Raw genomic sequence first — 20616 nt, 5'->3', positions numbered from 1 at the left:
GGCCCATTAAACCGCTTTTCTCCAAGGGCCCTTCGCTGGGCGTTCGCCTGCTCGTCCTGGTGGTGATGTCGGTCGCGTTGATGGTTGTCGACGCGCGCTTCGACGTGCTCAAGCCCGTGCGCAGCCAGATGGGCCTGGTACTCATGGAGTCGTACTGGATCACCGACCTGCCGCAACGTGCGTGGCAAGGTGTGGCCGGCCAGTTCGGCAGCCGCACCGAACTGATTGCCGAAAACGAAAAGCTCAAGACCGAAGCCCTGCTGCTGCAGGGGCGCCTGCAGAAGCTGGCGGCCCTGACCGAGCAGAACGTGCGCTTGCGCGAATTGCTCAACTCCTCGGCGCTGGTCAACGAAAAAGTCGAAGTGGCCGAGCTGATCGGTGTCGACCCCAACCCGTTCACCCACCGCATCCTGATCAACAAGGGCGAGCGTGATGGCGTGTTCCTTGGCCAGCCGGTGCTCGATGCCCGTGGCCTGATGGGCCAGGTGGTCGAGCTGATGCCGTACACCTCGCGGGTACTGTTGCTGACCGATACCACCCATAGCATCCCGGTGCAGGTCAACCGCAACGGCCTGCGCGCCATCGCCAGCGGTACCGGCAACCCGGAGCGCCTGGAACTGCGCCATGTGGCCGATACCGCCGACATCAAGGAAGGCGACCTGCTGGTCAGTTCCGGCATGGGTCAACGGTTCCCGGCCGGTTACCCGGTGGCCACGGTCAATGAAGTGATCCACGATTCCGGCCAGCCGTTCGCCATCGTTCGTGCCATCCCCACCGCCGCGCTCAACCGCAGCCGCTACATGCTGTTGGTGTTCAGCGACCGGCGCAGCCCGGAACAGCGCGCCACCGATGCCGCCATCGCCCAGGAAGAGGCTGACCGCAAGGGGACCTCGGCTGCAGGCCAGCCGGCTGCGACGGTCGAGCAAGGCGCACCAGCTGGCAGCGCACCTGCCACGCCGGCTACACCAGCGGCCCCGGCAGCCCCGGCAGCGCAGCCTGCAGCCCCGGCTGCTGCACCTGCCACGCCGGCTACCGCGCCTGCCGCACCCGCTCACACCCGGAGGCAATGATGGCTGCATCACGCCGCAACAACGGCTGGGTCATCTGGCTGACTTTCGCCATCGGCCTGCTGCTCAGCGTCTCGCCCATGCCGCAGTTCATGGAAGTGTTCCGGCCTATGTGGCTGGCCTTGCTGGTGTCGTTCTGGACCCTCGCCGTACCGAACAAGGTCGGCATGACCACCGCGTTCGTGCTGGGCCTGGCCGAGGACGTGCTGTACGGAACCCTGCTGGGGCAGAACGCGCTGATCCTCACCCTCATCACCTTCCTGGTGCTGTCGTTGCAGCAGCGCCTGCGCATGTTCCCCATGTGGCAGCAGAGCCTGGTGATCCTGGTGATCTTCGGCATCGCCCAGCTGATCCAGCTGTGGCTCAGCGCGCTGACCGGCAACCGCCTGCCCACCCTGGCACTGGTCTGGTCGGCGGTGATCAGCGCCTTGCTCTGGCCGTGGATCAGTTTCGCCCTGCGCGATCTGCGCCGACGCTTGCATATCAACTGACGGCGCCGCCGCGACTGACAGGGAGATGTCTGCATGACCCCGCTATACCTGGCCTCAGGCTCGCCTCGTCGTCGTGAACTGCTGACCCAGATCGGGGTGCCGTTCAGCGTCGTCAGTGCCCCCATCGATGAAACTCCGCTGCCCGATGAAAGCGCCCCGGCCTACGTCGAGCGCCTGGCCCGGGCCAAGGCCGCCGCCGGCCTGGCCTGCATCGAAGGCCAGGCTGTGGTGCTGGGCGCAGACACTGCCGTGGTGCTCGATGGTCGTATTCTTGGCAAACCGGAAAACCGCGAAGATGCTCTGGCCATGCTGGCCGACCTTTCGGGCCGCGAGCACCACGTACTGACTGCGGTCGCCCTGAGTGATGGACCGCGCGTGCAAAGCCTGTGCGTCACCAGCAAGGTGCGCTTCCGTGCGATCAGCGCCGAGGAAGCGCAACGCTACTGGGCCAGCGGCGAGCCCGCGGACAAGGCCGGCGGCTATGCCATCCAGGGCTTGGGAGCGGTGTTCGTCACCGGCCTTTCCGGCAGCTACTCGGCGGTGGTCGGCTTGCCCCTCAGTGAAACGGCCGAACTGCTTGGCCAATTCGGCATTGCCTGCTGGCAATCGCCCGCGCATACGCCAGAGGTAACAAACCAGCGGTAGCCAGCACTGCATACGCCATCCATCATTACCAAAGACCTTTGACGAGAGCCTGCCATGAGTGAAGAGATCCTGATCAACATCACCCCGATGGAGTCGCGCGTGGCGGTGGTGGAAAACGGGGTGCTGCAGGAAGTGCATGTCGAGCGCACCCAGCGCCGGGGCATCGTCGGCAATATCTACAAAGGCAAGGTGGTGCGCGTGCTGCCGGGCATGCAGGCGGCTTTCGTCGATATCGGCCTGGAGCGCGCGGCATTCATCCATGCCTCGGAAATATCCCAGCGCGAAGGCTCTGCGGTAGAAAACATTACCGCCCTGGTGCACGAGGGGCAGGCCTTGGTGGTGCAGGTGACCAAGGACCCGATCGGCACCAAGGGCGCGCGTCTGACTACCCAGCTGTCGATCCCGTCGCGCTACCTGGTGTACATGCCCCGCAGCAGCCATGTCGGCATTTCGCTGAAGATCGAGGACGAAGCCGAGCGCGAGCGCCTCAAGCAGGTGGTCAGCGACTGCATGGAAAGCGAGAACATCAAGGACGCCGGTGGCTTCATCCTGCGTACCGCTGCCGAAGGCGCACGCGCTGAAGAGATCCTGCAGGATATTCGCTACCTGCGCCGCCTGTGGGAGCAGATTGGCACCCAGATCAAGACCTGCGGCGCGCCCACGGTCATCTACGAGGACCTGGGCCTGGCCCTGCGCACCCTGCGCGACCTGGTCAACCCGAAGATCGAGAAGATCCGCATCGACTCGCGGGAAACCTTCCAGAAGACCACGCAGTTCGTTGGCGAGCTGATGCCGGAAATTGCCGATCGCCTCGAGCACTACCCGGGCGAACGGCCGATTTTCGACCTGTACGGCGTCGAGGACGAGATCCAGCGTGCGCTGGAACGCAAGGTGCCGCTGAAATCCGGTGGCTACCTGGTGGTCGACCCGGCTGAAGCGATGACCACCATCGATGTGAATACCGGCGCCTTCGTCGGCCATCGAAACCTCGAAGAGACCATCTTCAAGACCAACCTCGAGGCCGCCACCGCCATCGCCCGGCAGCTGCGCCTGCGCAACATCGGCGGCATCATCATCATCGACTTCATCGACATGGAAGACGAAGAGCACCAGCGCCAGGTGCTGCGCACTCTGGAAAAGCAGCTGGAACGCGATCACGCCAAGACCAACATTATCGGCATCACCGAGCTGGGCCTGGTGCAGATGACCCGCAAGCGCACGCGGGAAAGCCTGGAACAGGTGCTGTGCGAGCCCTGCCTGGCCTGTCAGGGCCGTGGCAAGCTGAAAACCCCCGAGACTATCTGTTACGAAATCTTCCGCGAGATCCTGCGCGAGGCCCGCGCGTACCAGGCCGAAGGCTACCGCGTGCTGGCCAACCAGAAGGTGGTCGACCGGTTGCTGGATGAAGAGTCCGGTAACGTCGCGGAGCTTGAGGCCTTCATCGGCCGAACCATTCGTTTCCAGGTGGAGTCGATGTATTCGCAGGAACAATACGATGTGGTGCTGCTCTGAGGCCTTCTGAAACGCGCCGCAGGTGGGCCGGGCTGGCAAAACCGGCACGACGGGCCATCATGGATAAACGACCTGGAGGGCCATGGCCATGGGACGTCTGACCCGCGTTCTTGTCGCCTTGACCCGCTGGGGGCTGGGCTTTTGCGCCCTGCTGGCGGTGTTGGTGGCGCTGTATGTCAGCCTCGGCCGCGAACTGGTGCCGTTGGTGGCCGAGTACCGCGCCGATGTGGAGAGCAAGGCCGAACAGTCTTTGGGCCTGCCTGTGCACGTTGGTGCCCTGGAAGGCCGCTGGAGCGGCCTGGCACCGGTGCTGCGGGTGCGCGACCTGCAACTGGGCGAGGGGGCCACAGCCCTGCGCCTGGACGACGTCAAGGTAGTACCCGATGTCTGGGCCAGCATCACCGCCCGCGAGGTACGCCTTGCACGCATTCAGTTGGGCGGCCTGCAACTGATCCTGCGCGAGAACGAGCAGGGCGCCTGGAGCCTCGAAGGCCTGCCGAAGAAAGATGATTCGCCGCTCGATCCTGCCGAGTTGTTGCAGCGCCTGCGCCAGTTGGGCCGTATCGATGTGTTCGACAGCCAGGTCACCCTGCACCCCTGGCAGCGCGACCCGTTGACCATGACTTATGTGAGCGTCGGGCTGCAAGCCGGGGCTTCGCGCCATGCTCTGGACCTGCGCGCGACTCTGCCCGATGGCCAACCCCTGTCGCTGAACCTGCGCGGCCGGGCCACGGCCAACACCTGGCGCGACGGCCAGGTCGAAGCCTACCTGAGCCTGCCACAGAGTGACTGGGCGCGTTGGCTGCCGCCACGCCTGCTGGGCCAGTGGCATGCCGACGCCCTGCGGGCCGGCGGCGAGTTCTGGGTCGATTGGCGCAAGGGGCAGTTGCAGCAGGCCGTCGTACGCCTCAATGCACCGGAGCTGCAGGGCGCCTATGTCGGGCGAAAGGCGGCCAAGCTGACCAACCTGGCGCTGGGTGCCTGGTTCCAGCGACGGGAGCAAGGCTTCGATGTGGTGGTCGACTCCCTGGCCATGGACGTTGGCAAGACCCGTTGGGAATCGCACCTGCAGTTGCGGCAGCGTGCAGGCGAGGACGCTGCCACGGAAAGCTGGCAAGTGCAGGCCGACCGCCTCGACCTCACGCCGTTGACCCCGCTGATCGATGCTCTCGCGCCGCTGCCGGACAAGGTCATGGCCGTGATCGATGGCCTGAAAGTGACCGGCGCGCTGCGCAATGTGCGTCTGGAGGCACGGCCCAAGGCCGAAGGTGACCAGCGTCTGCAATTCGAAGCCAATCTGGAGAAGGTCGGTTTCGATGCCTATCACAATGCCCCGGCAGCCGGTAATGTCAGCGGCAGCATCAGCGGTGACCTCGGCCACGGTGAACTGCGCCTTGATACCGATGCGTTCATGCTGCACCTTTACCCGATCTTCGCCAAACCCTGGCACTACCAGAAGGCCAATGCGCGCCTGACCTGGGCCTTGGACAAGGAAGGTTTCACCTTGGTCGCGCCTTACCTCAAGGTACTCGGCGAGGAGGGCAAGATCGCCGGTGACTTCCTCATTCGCCTGTTGTTCGAGGAGGGCCGCGAGGATTACATGGACCTGCGCGTCGGCCTGACCGAAGGCGATGGCCGCTACACCGCCAAGTACCTGCCCGAGGTGCTCAGCCCCGCCCTCGACGAATGGCTGCGCAGTGCGATCGTCAAAGGCACGGTGGACGAAGGCTACTTCCAGTATCAGGGCTCGCTGAACCATGGCGTCGCGCCGGAAGCTCGCAGCATCAGCCTGTTCTTCAAGGTGCGTGATGCCGCCCTGGACTTCCAGCCGGGCTGGCCGCAGGTGCAGCACGTGGATGGCGATGTGTTCATCGAGGACAGTGGCGTGCGCGTCAAGGCCGAGCGGGGCGTACTGCTCGACACCAAAGTCAGCGATGTGAGCGTCGACATCCCGCATGTCGACGAGGGCCAGCAAAGCCACCTGTACCTCGATGGCAACTTCGACGGCAGTCTGGGCGATGGCCTGAAGATTCTCAAGGAAGCGCCAATCGGCACTGGTGAGATATTCGCAGGCTGGGAGGGCGAGGGGCCGCTCAAGGGCAAGGTCAAGCTCGACATTCCGCTGGCCCACGGGCAGCGGCCGAAAGTGCAGGTGGACTTTGCCACCGACGATGCGCGGCTGAAGGTGGCACCGCCGAATCTGGAGTTGAGCCGCCTGAAGGGCGACTTCAGTTTCGATTTCGACAAGGGCCTGAGCGGCAAGGGCATCAGCCTGCAGGCCTTCGGCAAGCCGGTGACGGCGCAAATCACGGCCGAAGGCCAGCCAGGGCAGATGCAGACCCGCATCAACGCCAATGGCCAGGTCTCGCTCAAGGCGCTGACCGACTGGCTGCAGTTCAAGCAGGCCTTGCCGGCTTCGGGCGACCTGCCCTACCAGTTGCAGGTCAGCCTGGGTAGTCGAGACAACCGACTACGTGTCGACTCCAGTCTCAAGGGCCTGGCCATCGACCTGCCGGCACCGTTCGGCAAGGCTGCGGCGGATGCCCGTGATAGCCGTTTCAGCATGAGCCTGCAAGGCCCTGAGCGGCGCTTCGACGCGGCCTATGGCGACCTTGCCCGCTTTGCCTACGCCGCTCCGGCCGACAAACTGGCCCAGGGCCGTGGCGAGTTGTTGCTGGGCGCAGGTGACGCCCAGCTACCTGCCGGGCAGGGCCTGCGAGTGCGCGGCCGCCTGGAGGCATTGGACCTGGCGCCCTGGCAAGAACGGGCGGCGCAATTGGTGGGTGGCGATCCGGGTGGCAGCGCGCGGCAGAACCTGCAAGGAGTCGACCTGAGCATTGGCCAACTGAAAGCCTTCGGCATGGATCTGAACCAGGCCGTGGTGCGTCTTGCCCGTGTTGGCGCTGCCTGGGATCTGCGCCTCGATAGCAGGGAGGTTATCGGCAACGCACGGGTGCCGGATGCCAAGGGCGCGCCCATGGTCGTGCGCATGCAGACCCTGCGCCTGCCCGCTGCCACCGATGCTGAAAAGCAGGCCGAGGAGGGCCTGGACCCATTGGCTTCATTCGACCCGCGCAAGGTGCCGGCGCTGGACCTCAGCATCGACAAGCTCTATCGCGGTGACGACCTGTACGGCAGTGCGTCGCTCAAGTTGCGGCCGACCGCGCGTGGCGTGACCGCCAGCGACATCGACCTCGACTTCAAGGGCCTGCGTATCGATGGTGGCGGCGGCTGGGAAGGCGAGCCGGGCAGCACCAGCAGCTGGTACAAAGGGCGCCTGGACGGCAAGAACCTGGCGGATGTGCTCAAGGCCTGGGGCTTTGCCCCGACCGTGACCAGCCGCGACTTCCGTCTGGATGTGGATGGCCGCTGGCCGGGTTCGCCGGCCTCGGTGAGCCTCAAGCGCTTCTCCGGCAGCATGGATGCAGCGCTGCGCACCGGTCAGTTCGTCGAGGTTGAAGGCAGCGCCCAGGCGCTGCGGGTGTTCGGCCTGCTGAACTTCAACTCCATTGGCCGGCGCTTGCGCCTGGACTTCTCCGACCTGTTCGACAAGGGCCTGGCCTACGACCGGGTCAAAGGCTTGCTGGTGGCCAGTGACGGTGTCTACGTGACCCGCGAGCCAATCGCCGTGACCGGCCCATCGAGCAACTTTGAGCTGGACGGTACCCTGGACCTGGTAAGCGACCGGGTCGATGCCAACCTGCAGGTGAGCCTGCCAGTGACCAACAACCTGCCGCTGGCGGCCCTGATTGTCGGCGCGCCGGCCGTGGGCGGGGCGCTGTTCCTGGTCGACCGGCTGATCGGCGACCGCGTGTCGCGCTTCGCCAGCGTGCACTACCGTGTCGAAGGTCCTGTGAAAGAGCCTAGAATCACATTTGTGAAACCTTTCGAGAAATCCCGCTAGGAGTGCCCATGAAGGCAGCTGTCATACAGATGGTCAGCCAGGACGATGTGCTGGCCAACCTGCAGCGCGCCGGTGCCCTGCTGGAGCAGGCCGCCATTGGCGGTGCAAGGCTGGCTGTGCTGCCGGAAAACTTCGCCGCCATGGGCCGCAAGGACGCCGCTGCCATCGGTCGCGCCGAAGCGTTGGGTGAAGGTCCGATCCTGCCATGGTTGAAACGCACCGCCCGCGACCTCAAGTTATGGATTGTCGCAGGTACCTTGCCATTGCCACCGGTCGGCCAGCCCGAAGCCAAGGCCCATGCCTGCTCGCTGTTGATCGACGAACACGGTGAAGTGGCGGCACGCTATGACAAGTTGCACCTGTTCGATGTGGACGTTGCTGACAACCGTGGCCGCTACCGCGAGTCCGACGACTACGCCCACGGCGCCCAGGTGGTGGTGGCCGATACGCCGGTGGGGCGGCTGGGGCTGAGCGTGTGCTACGACCTGCGCTTCCCCGAACTGTACAGCGCACTGCGCGCCGCCGGCGCGGAACTGATCACTGCGCCGGCCGCTTTCACTGCGGTAACGGGCGCGGCGCACTGGGAAGTGCTGGTGCGTGCTCGGGCCATCGAGACCCAGTGCTACCTGCTGGCTGCGGCACAAGGCGGAACTCACCCGGGGCCACGGGAAACCCATGGCCATGCGGCGATCGTCGACCCCTGGGGGCGCATCGTCGCGGAACAGGCGCAAGGTGAAGCGGTACTGCTCGCCGAGCGCGACATTGACGAACAAGCGTCCATCCGGGCGCGCATGCCGGTGGTATCGCACCGGCGCTTTTTCTCGCAGGGCGCGTTGCGGCCTGCGCACACCTCGGAGTGACTATGAGCCAGATGTTATCCACCGTCAGCGAGCAGCTCCTGGCCCCAGGCGGCTTGACCCTGGACAGCCTGCAGAGCGTGCTGGGTGAGTTGGCCGGCCCCGGCATCGATGCCGCCGACCTGTATTTCCAGGGGCAGATCTCGGAAACCTGGGCGCTGGAAGACGGCATCGTCAAAGAGGGCAGTTTCAACCTCGACCAAGGCGTGGGCGTGCGTGCCCAGTCCGGTGAAAAGACCGGCTTTGCCTACAGCAACACAATCAACCTCGAAGCGCTGACCTCGGCAGCCCGTGCCGCCCGTTCAATCTCCCGTGCCGGGCAGAACGGCAAGGTACAGGCCTTCCGCAGCCAGGACGTGACCGCCCTTTATCCGGCGGACAACCCGCTGGATGTGCTCAGTCGTGCCGAGAAGGTCGAGCTGCTAAAGCGTGTCGACGCCGCCACCCGCGCCCTGGACCCGCGTATCCAGCAGGTCAGTGTGAGCATGGCCGGGGTCTGGGAGCGCATTCTGATCGCTGCGGCCGATGGCAGCCTGGCCGCCGACGTGCGCCCGCTGGTGCGTTTCAACGTCAGCGTCATCGTCGAGCAGAATGGCCGCCGCGAGCGTGGCGGGCAAGGCGGTGGCGGGCGTACCGACTACCGCTTCTTCACCGAAGAGCGGGTCATGGGCTATGCCCGCGAAGCGCTGCGCCAGGCCCTGGTGAACCTGGAGGCGATCCCGGCACCGGCTGGTACCCTGCCGGTGGTGCTGGGTTCGGGCTGGTCGGGCGTGCTGCTGCACGAGGCCGTCGGCCATGGTCTGGAAGGTGACTTCAACCGCAAGGGTAGTTCGGCGTTCAGCGGCCGCATTGGCGAGAAGGTGGCATCGAGCCTGTGCACCATCGTCGACGACGGCACTCTCGAGGGCCGCCGCGGCTCGCTGAGCGTGGATGACGAAGGCACCCCGACCGAGTGCACCACGCTGATCGAGAACGGTGTGCTCAAGGGCTACATGCAGGACAAGCTGAACGCGCGCCTGATGGGCATGGCGGTCACCGGCAATGGCCGCCGCGAATCCTACGCGCACCTGCCGATGCCGCGCATGACCAACACCTACATGCGTGCCGGCGAAAGCGACCCGCAGGAAATCATCGCTTCGGTGAAGAAGGGCATCTACTGCGCCAACCTCGGCGGTGGCCAGGTGGACATCACCAGCGGTAAGTTCGTGTTCTCGACCAGTGAGGCCTACCTGATCGAAGACGGCAAGATTACCGCGCCGGTGAAAGGAGCGACCCTGATCGGCAATGGCCCGGAAGCGATGAGCCGGGTGTCGATGGTCGGTAACGACCTGGCGCTGGATAGCGGGGTAGGGACTTGCGGCAAGGACGGGCAGTCGGTGCCGGTGGGGGTCGGGCAGCCGACCTTGAAGCTGGATGCGATTACCGTGGGCGGTACAGGGGCGTGATGTCTTCGGGGACCGCTTTGCGGTCCATTCGCAGCACAAGGCTGCTCCTACAGGGATCGCGTATTTCTGTAGGAGCAGCCTTGTGCTGCGAATGGGCTGAGAAGCGGCCCCAGGGTGATCAGCGCAACCCGCGCTGCAGCTCGTCGAGATCGCGGATGTACTTGAACACCTTGCGCGCGGCGGCAGGCGGTTTGTTCCGCGCCTTCTCGTGCTGGGCATGGCGCACCAGCGAGCGTAGTTGCTGGCGGTCGGTGTCGGGGTATTCGTTGACGAAGCGCTCGAGGTCTTCGTCGTTACCGTCGATCAACCGGTCACGCCAGCGCTCCAGGCTGTGGAAGCGTTCGTTGTACTGGCGGGTCGAGCTGTCCATCTGTTCGAGCAAGGCGTGGATGGCATCCAGGTCCTGTACGCGCATCAGCTTGCCGACAAACGACATGTGGCGTTTGCGGGCACCGTGAGCGGTGTGCTTGCTGGCTTCGGCCAGGGCCTTGCGCAGCTCGTCGGTCAACGGCAGGCGAGCCAGGGTATCGGCCTTGAGCGTGGTAAGGCGCTCGCCGAGTTCGACCAGCGCATGCAGCTCGCGCTTGATCTGGGTTTTGCTTTTTTCGCCGTCGAAGGCGTCGTCGTTTGAATCAACCATGGTGGCAGTCCGCTAGAAATCGCCGCCATGATAACCAGTCGGGGGCCGCTTGTCCGGCCCGGTCGTAGAATGACCCTCGCCGAACGCAGAATTTGAGTGGAGAGAACCATGAGTGCAGTCCAGAGCGTAGGTCCGAAAGACCTGCCAGCATTGCAGGAGCAGGTCGAGGCGATCATCGCCGAAGCGCGCCGCCAGGGGGCCAGTGCCTGCGAAGTGGCGGTGTCGCTGGAACAGGGCCTGTCCACCACGGTACGCCAGCGAGAAGTCGAGACGGTCGAGTTCAACCGCGACCAGGGCTTCGGCATCACCCTGTATGTGGGCCAGCGCAAAGGCTCGGCCAGCACTTCGGCCAGTGGCCCGGAAGCAATCCGCGAAACCGTCGCCGCCGCTTTGGCGATTGCCAAGCATACCTCCGAAGATGAATGTTCCGGCCTGGCCGACGCGGCGCTGATGGCTCGCGAGATCCCGGACCTGGACCTGTACCACGACTGGAACCTCGAGCCGGAGAAGGCCATCGAGATGGCCCTGGCCTGCGAGGCGGCGGCATTCGACGCCGACCCGCGTATCCTCAATGCCGACGGCACCACCCTCAATACCCACCAGGGCTGCCGCGTGTATGGCAACAGCCATGGTTTCATCGGCGGCTACGCCTCGACCCGGCACAGCCTGAGCTGCGTGATGATCGCCGAAGGCGACGGCCAGATGCAGCGTGACTACTGGTACGACGTGAACCGCCAGGGTAACTTGCTGGCCGACCCGCGTAGCATCGGCGTGCGCGCTGCCCAGCGTGCCGCCAGCCGCCTGGGGGCGCGGCCGGTGCCGACCTGTGAGGTGCCGGTGCTGTTCTCGGCCGAGCTGGCCGGTGGCCTGTTCGGCAGCTTCCTGTCGGCCATTTCCGGCGGCAACTTGTACCGTAAATCCTCGTTCCTGGAGGGGACCATTGGTCAGCGCCTGTTCCCTGGCTGGCTGACCCTCGACGAGCGCCCGCACATTCCGCGGGCACTTGGCAGTGCCGCGTTCGACGGCGATGGTTTGGCTACCTATGCCAAGCCGTTCGTCGACAAGGGTGAGTTGGTGTCGTACCTGCTGGGTACCTATTCCGGGCGCAAGCTGGGTTTGCCAAGCACGGCCAACGCTGGTGGTGTGCACAACCTGTTCGTCAGCCATGGTGTCGAAGACCAGGCGGCGCTGATCCGGCGCATGGGCCGAGGGTTGCTGGTGACCGAGTTGATGGGGCATGGCCTGAACATGGTGACGGGGGATTATTCCCGTGGCGCGGCGGGGTTCTGGGTCGAGAATGGCGAGATTCAGCACGCGGTGCAGGAAGTGACCATTGCCGGGAACATGAAAGACATGTTCCAGCAGATTGTCGCGATTGGCAGCGATCTTGAGACCCGCAGCAACATTCACACCGGATCGGTGCTTATCGAACGGATGACCGTTGCTGGTAGCTGATCTTTAGCCTGTACCGGCCTCTTCGCGGGTAAACCCGCTCCCACAAGTATTGCGCAGTCTTCAGGTGTGGCGCGGTCCCTGTGGGAGCGGGTTCACCCGCGAAGAGGCCGGTGCAGGCAGTAGAGATCTCTCAATGCAACAAAAGAGACCCGGCCCCCACGCCGGGTTTTTGTTTCATCACTTCCCACTTGAAGTGATTCTGTCTATCAATTAATAATGAATATCATTATCCAGTAACCCGGCGATGATGTTCATGAAACCCGTCCTCCGCGAACTGCCCTACCTGGAAAACTGGCGCTGGCTCAGCCGACGCATCCGCTGTGCGCTCGAGCCCGACGAACCGCGCCTGATCGAGCATTACCTGGCTGAAGGCCGTTACCTGGTGTGCTGCACCGAAACCTCGCCATGGACGGTGGCGCTGACCTCCTTCCGACTGCTGCTGGATACCGCCTGCGACCGCATGCTGCCCTGGCATTGGCGCTGCCTCTGCCTGGACCAGGCCTGGCGCCCGCTGCTGGACCTGCGCAACCTCGACCGCGAGGCCCGGAACCAGCGCTGGCAGCCCTACGCCCTGCAGTTGGCCAACTGCCGCCTGCTGCCGTCGATTTCCCCCGATGAACTGATGCAAGGATTTGATGATGAGTGATACCCGTATCGAGCGTGACAGCATGGGCGAACTGCAGGTGCCGGCCCAGGCCCTGTACGGTGCCCAGACCCAGCGCGCGGTCGACAATTTCCCGATCAGCGGACAGCGCATGCCGGCCCAGTTCATTCGAGCACTGCTGCTTGCCAAGGCTGCCGCGGCCAAGGCCAACGTCGAACTGGAGCAGCTGTCGACTGCGCAGGGCCAAGCCATCGTAACGGCTGTCGAGCAACTGCTGGCGGGGGACTTCATCCAGCATTTCCCTGTGGATGTGTTCCAGACCGGTTCCGGCACCAGTTCGAACATGAACGCCAACGAGGTTATCGCCACTCTGGCCAGCCGCGTGCTGGGTGAGGCTGTCAATGCCAACGACCACGTCAACTGCGGCCAGAGCAGCAACGACATCATCCCGACCACCATTCACGTCAGCGCCGCGCTGGCCCTGCACGAGCAGTTGCTGCCAGCCCTGGCGCACCTGGTGCAGGTGATCGAGGCCAAGTCGGCGCAGGTGCATCAGTACGTGAAGACCGGCCGCACCCACCTGATGGATGCCATGCCGGTGCGCATGAGCCAGGTGCTGGATGGCTGGGCGGCGCAGATCAATGGCGCCAAGGCTCACATCGAAGCGACCCTGCCAAACCTGCAGGCGCTGGCCCAGGGTGGCACCGCCGTGGGTACCGGCATCAACGCCCACCCGCAGTTCGCTGCCGGTTTTGCCCGCCAGCTCAGCAGCCTGACCCAGGTCGAGTTCACCCCCGGGCAGAACCTGTTCGCCCTGATCGGCTCGCAGGACACTGCTGTGGCCCTGTCTGGCCAGCTCAAGACTGCCGCCGTGGCGCTGATGAAGATCGCCAATGACCTGCGCTGGATGAACTCCGGCCCGCTGGCCGGGCTGGGCGAAATCGAGCTGCAAGGCCTGCAGCCGGGCTCTTCGATAATGCCGGGCAAGGTCAATCCGGTGATTCCGGAAGCCACTGCCATGGTCGCCGCCCAAGTGATCGGCAATGACGCCACCATCGCCATCGCTGGCCAGTCCGGCAACTTCGAGCTGAACGTGATGCTGCCGGTGATCGCCCGCAACCTGCTGGAAAGCATCGAGCTGATGGCCAACGTCAGCCGCCTGCTGGCCGACAAGGCCATCGCCAGCTTCAAGGTCAACGAAAGCAAGCTCAAGGAAGCCCTGGCGCGCAACCCGATACTGGTCACGGCGCTGAACCCGATCATCGGCTACCTGAAGGCCGCCGAAATCGCCAAGACCGCCTACAAGCAGGGTCGCCCGATCATCGACGTGGCGCTGGAGCACACCGACCTGTCGCGTGACCAGCTGGAAGCGTTGCTGGATCCGGAAAAACTTACCGCCGGAGGTATCTGACCCCGAGTCACGGCCCAAGCGCCAGCGGTGACCGCGTTGGTCATCGCTTACCCCATGTCTACGGAATTCAACGATATGCCCCATACCTTGCCTGCACTGCCTTACGCCTACGCTGCGCTGGAACCGCACATCGACGCGCAGACCATGGAAATCCATCACACCAAGCACCACCAGACCTACGTCAATGGCCTCAACGCCGCCATCGAAGGCACCGAGTGGGCTGAGTGGCCGGTGGAGAAACTGCTCGGCGCGGTCGGACAATTACCGGAACTTTTGCGTGGTGCGGTGACCAACCATGGCGGCGGGCACGCCAACCACAGCCTGTTCTGGACCGTGATGTCACCGCAGGGTGGGGGAGAGCCGCAGGGCGCTCTGGCGCAGGCCATCGAGGAACAGCTGGGCGGCTTCGATGCCTTCAAGGAGGCCTTCACCAAGGCTGCGCTGACCCGCTTCGGTAGTGGCTGGGCCTGGCTCAGCGTGACCCCGCAGAAAACCCTTGTAGTGGAAAGCAGCGGCAATCAGGACAGCCCGTTGATGCACGGCAACACGCCAATCCTCGGCCTGGATGTGTGGGAGCATGCGTACTACCTGAAGTACCAGAACCGTCGCCCGGAATACATCGGTGCCTTCTACAACGTCATTGACTGGTCGGAAGTGGAGCGCCGCTACCTCGACAGCCTGAAGTGAGTCTTTCCGGTATGCGCTCCAAGGTGATGACTGTCAGCCGTGTGCGCCTGTTTCGGCTGGCGCTTGGGACTTTGCTGTTGCTGGCAGGCACTGCGCTGCTATTGGCGCGCGGCTTCGCCTGGTTGGACCTTGCCTGGCCAGCTTGGGGCTGTGTATCGGCTTGCGCCGGATGATGATGTTTTCACCGGCTTCGCTGTGGGGAGCGGCACATAACTCATTGAATTAGCGGGGACTCTGTGGGAGCGGCTTTAGCCGCGAACAACGGCGAAGCCGGTGCCATGCACCGCGTTGGATTCTTCGCGGCTAAAGCCGCTCCCACACGGGTACGCGTACCGCTTGCACAGGCGATTTGTGCTGAAAAGCTGTTCCCACACGGACCGTGCAGGCCTGCGAAATTCATTCGCCTTCGTCGAAATAATTGTTGATCAGCTCGACCAGCGCTGCCATCGCATCGTCGTCCTGCTCACCTTCGGTATGAAGGTGCACCTGCGTACCTTTGCCGGCCGCCAGCATCATTACCGCCATGATGCTTTTGCCATCCACCAGCTTGTCCGGCGCACGGCCAACCCTGACCTGGCAGGGGAAGCGGCCGGCAACGCCGACGAACTTGGCTGCCGCCCGGGCATGCAGGCCCAACTTGTTGATGATGGTTATTTCACGGGCGGGCATCGTGGGGCGGATCCTTGGGCTAGAGGTCGCGGTGGCGGACCTGGACGTTTTTCAGGGATTGCTGCAGCAGCTGGCCAAGGCGTTCGGTGATGTACACCGAGCGGTGGTGACCGCCGGTGCAGCCAATGGCAATGGTGACGTAGGCACGGTTGCTGGCGGCGAAGCGGGGAAGCCACTTGAGCAGGTAACTGGAAATGTCGTTGAACATCTCTTCGACATCCGGCTGTGCGGCCAGGTAGTCGATGACCGGTTGGTCGAGGCCGGAGTGCTCACGCAGCTCGGGCTTCCAGTAGGGGTTGGGCAGGCAGCGCACATCGAACACCAGGTCTGCATCGACCGGCATTCCGCGCTTGAAACCGAACGACTCGACCAGGAACGCGGTGCCAGGCTCGGGCTGGTTGAGCAGGCGCAGCTTGATCGAATCACGCAACTGGTACAGGTTCAGGCTGGTGGTGTCGATCTTCAGGTCGGCCAGGTCTGCAATCGGCCCCAGCAATTCGCTTTCCACCCGAATCGCTTCCGCGAGCGAGCGGTTGGCGTTGGTCAGCGGGTGGCGCCGGCGGGTTTCCGAGAAGCGCTTGAGCAGCATGTCTTCGTCGGCATCCAGGTACAGCACGTCGCACTGGATATGCCGAGCGCGGGCTTCTTCGAGCAACTCGGGGAAACGCGTCAGGTGGCTGGGCAGGTTGCGCGCGTCGATCGACACGGCGACCTTGGGTTGCAGCAACTCGGTATTGATCAGCGCATTTTCCGCCAGTTGTGGCAGCAGCCCGGCGGGCAGGTTGTCAATGCAGTAGAAACCGTTGTCTTCCAGGACATCGAGGGCGGTGCTCTTGCCGGAGCCGGACCGGCCGCTGACGATGATCAGGCGCATGTTCAGTGCTCGTTCTGTACGTCCAGGACAACCTGGAACAGGGCCTCGCTGCTGGTGGCCGCACGCAGGCGATCACGGACCTCCTTGCGATCGAGCATGCTGGCAATCTGGCGCAGCAGTTCCAGATGGGCATCGGTGGCGGCTTCTGGCACCAGCAGGACGAACAGCAGGTCCACCGGCGCGCCATCGATGGCGTCGTAGTCGATAGGGGCTTCCAGATGCAGCAGGGCGCTGACCGGAGCGGAACATCCTTCAAGCCGGCAGTGCGGGATGGCGATGCCGTTGCCGAAACCGGTCGAGCCGAGTTTTTCCCGGGCGATCAGTTTTTCGAAGACGTCTTGCATCTCCAGTTCGGGCACTTGATCGGCGATGACGGTGGCGACCTTTTCCAGGGCGCGCTTCTTGCTGCCGCCCGGCACGTTCACGAGGGAACGGCCGGGGGTCAGGATGGTTTCAAGTCGGATCATGGATGAGGGGGATCAGCGGGCAGCTGCACCTTGCAGCAGGCTTTGCTGTTTTTCCTTGTGTTTTTTCAATTGGCGGTCGAGCTTGTCTGCCAAGGCGTCGATCGCTGCATACATGTCTTCGTGTTCGGCGTTGGCAACCACTTCGCCGCCGGGAATCTGCAAGGTCGCCTCGACCTTCTGCTGCAGCTTCTCGACTTTCATGATGACCTGCACGTTGGTGATCTTGTCGAAGTGACTTTCCACGCGAGCGAGCTTTTCAAGCACGTAATCGCGCAGTGGCTGGGTGACTTCTACATGCTGTCCACTGATATTGACTTGCATACAGCTTCTCCTTTGTTGCCCGTGCATAAAGAGGCAGATCTTGCACCTGCCCCACAAACGCTGTGGCACATCTCAGGGGCTACATCAGTCGCTTGCGCTCGCTCGACGGTGCGATGCCGAGGGACTCGCGGTACTTGGCGACGGTGCGACGGGCTACCTGGATGCCTTGTGCCTCCAGTAAACCAGCGATCTTGCTGTCACTCAATGGCTTTTTCTGATTTTCCGCCGCAACCAGTTTCTTGATGATCGCGCGGATCGCCGTAGACGAGCATTCTCCGCCTTCGGAGGTGCTGACGTGGCTGGAGAAAAAGTATTTCAGTTCGTAGATGCCACGCGGCGTGTGCATGTATTTCTGCGTGGTTACCCGCGAAATGGTCGACTCGTGCATGCCCACCGCTTCGGCGATGTCATGCAGCACCAACGGCTTCATCGCTTCGTCGCCGTGATCGAGGAAGCCGCGCTGGTGCTCGACGATCTGCGTGGCCACCTTCATCAGGGTTTCGTTGCGGCTTTGCAGGCTCTTGATGAACCAGCGCGCTTCCTGCAACTGGTTGCGCATGAAGGTGTTGTCGGCGCTGGTGTCGGCCCGGCGCACAAAACCGGCATATTGCGGGTTGACGCGCAGGCGCGGAATGGCCTCCTGGTTCAGCTCCACCAGCCAGCGGTCGCTGTCCTTGCGCACGATGACGTCGGGCACCACGTACTCAGGCTCGCTGGACTCGATCTGCGAGCCGGGGCGCGGGTTGAGGCTTTGTACCAGCTCGATGACCTGGCGTAGCTCGTCTTCCTTGATTTTCATGCGACGCATCAGCTGGCTGTAATCACGGCTGCCGAGCAGGTCGATGAAGTCGGTGACCAGGCGCTTGGCTTCGGCCATCCACGGCGTGCTGGCGGGCAGCTGGCGCAGTTGCAGCAACAGGCATTCGCCCAGGGTGCGGGCGGCAATGCCGGCTGGTTCGAACTGCTGGATGCGGTGCAGTACCGCTTCGACCTCGTCCAGCTCGATATCCAGCTCCGGGTCGAAACCGGCGCAGATTTCCTCGAGGGTATCTTCCAGGTAGCCCTGGCCGTTGATGCTGTCGATCAGGGTGACGGCGATCAGGCGGTCGGTGTCGGACATCGGGGCCAGGTTCAGTTGCCACAGCAGGTGGCTTTGCAGGCTTTCGCCGGCCGATGTGCGGGTGGTGAAGTCCCACTCGTCGTCGTCGTTGCTCGGCAGGCTGCTGGCGCTGGTCTGGTAGATGTCTTCCCAGGCGGTGTCGACCGGCAGTTCGTTGGGGATGCGCTCGCTCCACTCACCGTCTTCCAGGGTGTCGGCACTGGTGGTGCTTTCCTGGAAGCTGTTGTCCTGGACTTCGGCGGCCGGCTTGTTCTCGGCGTTGTCCGCCATCGGGTCGCTGTTGTCGAAGTCGTCGCCGTCTTCCTGACGTTCGAGCATCGGGTTCGACTCCAGCGCTTCCTGGATTTCCTGTTGGAGGTCCAGGGTGGAGAGCTGGAGCAGGCGGATGGCCTGTTGCAACTGCGGTGTCATCGTCAGTTGCTGGCCCATTTTTAGGACGAGCGATGGTTTCATGGCTGGGGCTTAATACCTTGTTCGCCGGCGCGCATGCGCCATCCACTACACGAGGGCGCCGGGGCGCCAGATCAAGCAAGTTTTATGCCTTAAATTGTAGCGTTTGCCTAGAGCACTGTAACAACTTTACCCCGGCCTTCAGGGCGATTTGCCAGTACTCCAGGCGCGTGCCGGGGTCAGAGCCGGAACTCGTGGCCCAGGTAAACCTCTTTGACCAGGTCGTTGGCCAGGATGGTTTCGGAGTCGCCTTCAGCGATCAGCCGGCCATCGTTGACGATATAGGCGGTTTCGCAGATATCCAGGGTCTCACGCACGTTGTGGTCGGTGATCAGTACACCGATACCCTTGGCCTTGAGGTGATGGATGATCTGCTTGATGTCGCCGACCGAGATCGGGTCGACACCGGCAAACGGTTCGTCCAGCAGGATGAACTTGGGTGCGGTCGCCAGCGCGCGGGCAATTTCCACGCGGCGGCGCTCACCACCGGACAGGCTCATGCCGAGGTTGTCGCGAATGTGGCTGATGTGGAACTCCTGCAGCAGGCTTTCCAGTTCTTTGCGCCGGCCGTCGCGGTCGAGGTCCTTGCGGGTCTCGAGGATGGCCATGATGTTGTCGGCCACCGACAGCTTGCGGAAGATCGAGGCTTCCTGCGGCAGGTAGCCGATGCCGGCGCGGGCGCGACCGTGCATGGGCTGGTGGCTGACATCGAGGTTGTCGATCAGCACGCGCCCCTGATCGGCCTGGACCAGGCCGACGATCATGTAGAAGCAGGTGGTCTTGCCGGCGCCGTTGGGGCCGAGCAGGCCGACGATCTGGCCGCTGTCGATCGACAGGCTGACGTCGCGTACGACCTGCCGCCCCTTGTAGCTCTTGGCCAGGTGCTGGGCTTTGAGGGTTGCCATTTACTCGGCCTTCTTCTTGGGCTGGATCACCATGTCGATGCGCTGACGCGGCGAGGTCACGTTGCCACCGCGACCGGCGGTTGCCACCTGGGTCTGGGTGTTGTAGACGATCTTCTCGCCTTCGGTGGTGTTGCCTTCGTTCTCGACCTTGGCGCGGTCGGTGAGAATCACCATGTCCTTCTGCGACTGGTACTGGATGGTCACCGCCCAGCCTTTCATCTTGTCCGGTTTGGCTGCGCTCTGCTGCTGCTCGAAGTAGGCCAGGTTGCCCACCGAGGTCACCACGTCGATGTCGCCGGAGGCGGAGCGGGTGATGGTCACGGTGTTGCCTTTGATCATCATCGAACCCTGGGTGATGATCACGTCGCCGGTGTAGGTGGCCACGCCCTGCTTGTCGTCCAGGTGGGCGTTGTCGGCCTGGATGCGGATAGGCTGGTCACGGTCGTTCGGCAGGGCGAGGGCGCTCGCGCTTCCCAGTGCTGCGCTCAGGCTGAGCAAAAGGGGGAGGGTTTTAACGAGCCTCATACTGTCCTCTTACGTTAGAGAGCAAGTCCATCTTGCCTTCTTTCAAATACGCTTTCATTCCTTTGCCCGTAGTTGTGCCACCGGCGCCGTCGATTCTAACGGCTTGCTCGGTCTGCGCATATTGCTTCTGCGGGAACACGGTCATGCGTGAGCTGGTAATGATCATTTCGCGCTGCTTTTCGTCGGTGCGGGCGACCCGTACGTTGTCGATCAGTTCGACTTCGCTGCCGTCCGGGTTGACTTCGGCGCGAGTGCTCTGTACGTGCCAGGGGTATTCGGTACCGCGGTAAAGGTGCAGGTCCGGCGTGGTCAGCAGGGTGATTTCGCTGGCCTTGAGGTGTTCGACCTTGTCGGCAGTCATTTCGTACTGCAGCTTGCCATCGGGCAGGAACTGCAGGCTGTGAGCGTTGACCGCGTAGTAGTCGATGGCGCTTTCGTCGACCTGGGCCACCGGCTTGTCGAGGAAGCTTTCCGGGCTGACATTCCAGTAGCCGATCGCCACCAGCAGGGCGGCGATTACCGCGAGCAGCGCAATGTTGCGGGCTTTCTTGCTGAACATGGGCAGCC

General features: G+C 63.5%; 20 protein-coding genes. 11 read left to right on the top strand and 9 right to left on the bottom strand.

What is annotated here, in order from left to right:
• Positions 1-65 precede the first annotated feature (65 nt).
• The 7 genes from mreC (at position 66) to tldD (ending at position 9921) form a co-directional block, all read left to right on the top strand.
• Complete coding sequence (gene mreC / locus CAF92_RS10220) at positions 66-1070, top strand: rod shape-determining protein MreC (RefSeq protein WP_046615778.1); 1005 nt, start codon at positions 66-68, stop codon at positions 1068-1070.
• Entirely contained in the window at positions 1070-1558 is a 489-nt protein-coding gene (gene mreD / locus CAF92_RS10215) for a rod shape-determining protein MreD (RefSeq protein WP_015269051.1), read from the top strand. The genes mreC and mreD overlap by 1 nt, the downstream gene beginning before the upstream one ends.
• Before the next feature lie 33 nt (positions 1559-1591).
• The gene (locus CAF92_RS10210) at positions 1592-2203 is read left to right on the top strand and encodes a nucleoside triphosphate pyrophosphatase (protein WP_046615777.1); all 612 of its coding nucleotides are present in this window, start codon (positions 1592-1594) and stop codon (positions 2201-2203) included.
• Positions 2204-2257: 54 nt separating this feature from the next.
• A complete protein-coding gene (rng, locus tag CAF92_RS10205) occupies positions 2258-3715 on the top strand; it encodes a ribonuclease G (protein ID WP_013971067.1) in 1458 nt (485 codons plus the stop codon).
• Positions 3716-3797: 82 nt separating this feature from the next.
• Positions 3798-7619 carry a YhdP family protein gene (locus tag CAF92_RS10200; RefSeq protein ID WP_085600626.1) on the top strand — a complete coding sequence of 1274 codons (3822 nt, stop codon included), beginning with the start codon at positions 3798-3800 and terminating at the stop codon, positions 7617-7619.
• A gap of 8 nt (positions 7620-7627) precedes the next feature.
• Positions 7628-8479, top strand: a complete 852-nt coding sequence (locus CAF92_RS10195; RefSeq protein WP_085600624.1) for a carbon-nitrogen hydrolase family protein — start codon at positions 7628-7630, stop codon at positions 8477-8479.
• A 2-nt stretch (positions 8480-8481) separates the two neighbouring features.
• A complete protein-coding gene (tldD, locus tag CAF92_RS10190; RefSeq protein WP_085600623.1) occupies positions 8482-9921 on the top strand; it encodes a metalloprotease TldD in 1440 nt (479 codons plus the stop codon).
• Positions 9922-10039: 118 nt separating this feature from the next.
• On the opposite strand, the gene yjgA is transcribed toward tldD, so the two are convergent.
• The gene (gene yjgA / locus CAF92_RS10185) at positions 10040-10561 is read right to left on the bottom strand and encodes a ribosome biogenesis factor YjgA (protein WP_003255152.1); all 522 of its coding nucleotides are present in this window, start codon (positions 10559-10561) and stop codon (positions 10040-10042) included.
• A gap of 108 nt (positions 10562-10669) precedes the next feature.
• On the opposite strand from yjgA, the gene pmbA reads away from it, so the two are divergent.
• From pmbA to CAF92_RS10165, 4 genes are all read left to right on the top strand, one after another.
• Positions 10670-12016: a metalloprotease PmbA gene (pmbA, locus tag CAF92_RS10180; protein ID WP_046615774.1), complete on the top strand. Its 1347-nt coding sequence runs from the start codon at positions 10670-10672 to the stop codon at positions 12014-12016.
• Positions 12017-12260: 244 nt separating this feature from the next.
• Positions 12261-12662: a hypothetical protein gene (locus CAF92_RS10175; protein WP_046615773.1), complete on the top strand. Its 402-nt coding sequence runs from the start codon at positions 12261-12263 to the stop codon at positions 12660-12662.
• Positions 12655-14031 carry a lyase family protein gene (locus CAF92_RS10170; RefSeq protein ID WP_085600621.1) on the top strand — a complete coding sequence of 459 codons (1377 nt, stop codon included), beginning with the start codon at positions 12655-12657 and terminating at the stop codon, positions 14029-14031. Before CAF92_RS10175 ends, CAF92_RS10170 begins: the two co-directional genes overlap by 8 nt.
• A 75-nt stretch (positions 14032-14106) precedes the next feature.
• Positions 14107-14718: a superoxide dismutase gene (locus tag CAF92_RS10165; protein WP_085600619.1), complete on the top strand. Its 612-nt coding sequence runs from the start codon at positions 14107-14109 to the stop codon at positions 14716-14718.
• A 396-nt stretch (positions 14719-15114) separates the two neighbouring features.
• Here CAF92_RS10165 and CAF92_RS10160 read toward each other — a convergent pair whose 3' ends face one another.
• The 8 genes from CAF92_RS10160 to lptC form a co-directional block, all read right to left on the bottom strand.
• Positions 15115-15387, bottom strand: a complete 273-nt coding sequence (locus CAF92_RS10160; protein ID WP_013971075.1) for an HPr family phosphocarrier protein — start codon at positions 15385-15387, stop codon at positions 15115-15117.
• A 19-nt stretch (positions 15388-15406) separates the two neighbouring features.
• Entirely contained in the window at positions 15407-16261 is an 855-nt protein-coding gene (gene rapZ, locus CAF92_RS10155; RefSeq protein ID WP_085587488.1) for an RNase adapter RapZ, read from the bottom strand.
• Between the two features lie 2 nt (positions 16262-16263).
• Positions 16264-16728, bottom strand: coding sequence for a PTS IIA-like nitrogen regulatory protein PtsN (ptsN, locus tag CAF92_RS10150; protein ID WP_046615769.1), 465 nt, complete (start codon positions 16726-16728; stop codon positions 16264-16266).
• 12 nt (positions 16729-16740) lie between these two features.
• Positions 16741-17049: a ribosome hibernation-promoting factor, HPF/YfiA family gene (gene hpf / locus CAF92_RS10145; RefSeq protein ID WP_003255135.1), complete on the bottom strand. Its 309-nt coding sequence runs from the start codon at positions 17047-17049 to the stop codon at positions 16741-16743.
• A gap of 79 nt (positions 17050-17128) precedes the next feature.
• Positions 17129-18622 carry an RNA polymerase factor sigma-54 gene (locus CAF92_RS10140; RefSeq protein WP_046615768.1) on the bottom strand — a complete coding sequence of 498 codons (1494 nt, stop codon included), beginning with the start codon at positions 18620-18622 and terminating at the stop codon, positions 17129-17131.
• A gap of 176 nt (positions 18623-18798) precedes the next feature.
• On the bottom strand, positions 18799-19524 hold the full coding sequence (gene lptB / locus CAF92_RS10135) for an LPS export ABC transporter ATP-binding protein (RefSeq protein ID WP_046615767.1): 726 nt from the start codon (positions 19522-19524) through the stop codon (positions 18799-18801).
• On the bottom strand, positions 19525-20049 hold the full coding sequence (gene lptA / locus CAF92_RS10130) for a lipopolysaccharide transport periplasmic protein LptA (protein WP_015269063.1): 525 nt from the start codon (positions 20047-20049) through the stop codon (positions 19525-19527).
• Entirely contained in the window at positions 20036-20608 is a 573-nt protein-coding gene (gene lptC, locus CAF92_RS10125; protein ID WP_046615766.1) for an LPS export ABC transporter periplasmic protein LptC, read from the bottom strand. The genes lptA and lptC overlap by 14 nt, the downstream gene beginning before the upstream one ends.
• Positions 20609-20616 lie beyond the last annotated feature (8 nt).

It is taken from the genome of Pseudomonas sp. B10(2017) (assembly GCF_002113295.1).
Taxonomy (GTDB): Bacteria; Pseudomonadota; Gammaproteobacteria; order Pseudomonadales; family Pseudomonadaceae; genus Aquipseudomonas; species Aquipseudomonas pudica.
Note: the sequence above shows the minus strand (reverse complement) of the source record. Positions and strands in the feature narration are given on the sequence as shown.

Excerpts from the sequence above, each read along its gene's own strand:
- mreC (WP_046615778.1), top strand. The coding sequence starts at position 66 with ATGTCGGTCGCGTTGATGGTTGTCGACGCGCGCTTCGACGTGCTCAAG.
- mreD (WP_015269051.1), top strand. The coding sequence starts at position 1,070 with ATGGCTGCATCACGCCGCAACAACGGCTGGGTCATCTGGCTGACTTTC.
- CAF92_RS10210 (WP_046615777.1), top strand. The coding sequence starts at position 1,592 with ATGACCCCGCTATACCTGGCCTCAGGCTCGCCTCGTCGTCGTGAACTG.
- rng (WP_013971067.1), top strand. The coding sequence starts at position 2,258 with ATGAGTGAAGAGATCCTGATCAACATCACCCCGATGGAGTCGCGCGTG.
- CAF92_RS10200 (WP_085600626.1), top strand. The coding sequence starts at position 3,798 with ATGGCCATGGGACGTCTGACCCGCGTTCTTGTCGCCTTGACCCGCTGG.
- CAF92_RS10195 (WP_085600624.1), top strand. The coding sequence starts at position 7,628 with ATGAAGGCAGCTGTCATACAGATGGTCAGCCAGGACGATGTGCTGGCC.
- tldD (WP_085600623.1), top strand. The coding sequence starts at position 8,482 with ATGAGCCAGATGTTATCCACCGTCAGCGAGCAGCTCCTGGCCCCAGGC.
- yjgA (WP_003255152.1), bottom strand. The coding sequence starts at position 10,561 with ATGGTTGATTCAAACGACGACGCCTTCGACGGCGAAAAAAGCAAAACC.
- pmbA (WP_046615774.1), top strand. The coding sequence starts at position 10,670 with ATGAGTGCAGTCCAGAGCGTAGGTCCGAAAGACCTGCCAGCATTGCAG.
- CAF92_RS10175 (WP_046615773.1), top strand. The coding sequence starts at position 12,261 with ATGATGTTCATGAAACCCGTCCTCCGCGAACTGCCCTACCTGGAAAAC.
- CAF92_RS10170 (WP_085600621.1), top strand. The coding sequence starts at position 12,655 with ATGAGTGATACCCGTATCGAGCGTGACAGCATGGGCGAACTGCAGGTG.
- CAF92_RS10165 (WP_085600619.1), top strand. The coding sequence starts at position 14,107 with ATGCCCCATACCTTGCCTGCACTGCCTTACGCCTACGCTGCGCTGGAA.
- CAF92_RS10160 (WP_013971075.1), bottom strand. The coding sequence starts at position 15,387 with ATGCCCGCCCGTGAAATAACCATCATCAACAAGTTGGGCCTGCATGCC.
- rapZ (WP_085587488.1), bottom strand. The coding sequence starts at position 16,261 with ATGCGCCTGATCATCGTCAGCGGCCGGTCCGGCTCCGGCAAGAGCACC.
- ptsN (WP_046615769.1), bottom strand. The coding sequence starts at position 16,728 with ATGATCCGACTTGAAACCATCCTGACCCCCGGCCGTTCCCTCGTGAAC.
- hpf (WP_003255135.1), bottom strand. The coding sequence starts at position 17,049 with ATGCAAGTCAATATCAGTGGACAGCATGTAGAAGTCACCCAGCCACTG.
- CAF92_RS10140 (WP_046615768.1), bottom strand. The coding sequence starts at position 18,622 with ATGAAACCATCGCTCGTCCTAAAAATGGGCCAGCAACTGACGATGACA.
- lptB (WP_046615767.1), bottom strand. The coding sequence starts at position 19,524 with ATGGCAACCCTCAAAGCCCAGCACCTGGCCAAGAGCTACAAGGGGCGG.
- lptA (WP_015269063.1), bottom strand. The coding sequence starts at position 20,049 with ATGAGGCTCGTTAAAACCCTCCCCCTTTTGCTCAGCCTGAGCGCAGCA.
- lptC (WP_046615766.1), bottom strand. The coding sequence starts at position 20,608 with ATGTTCAGCAAGAAAGCCCGCAACATTGCGCTGCTCGCGGTAATCGCC.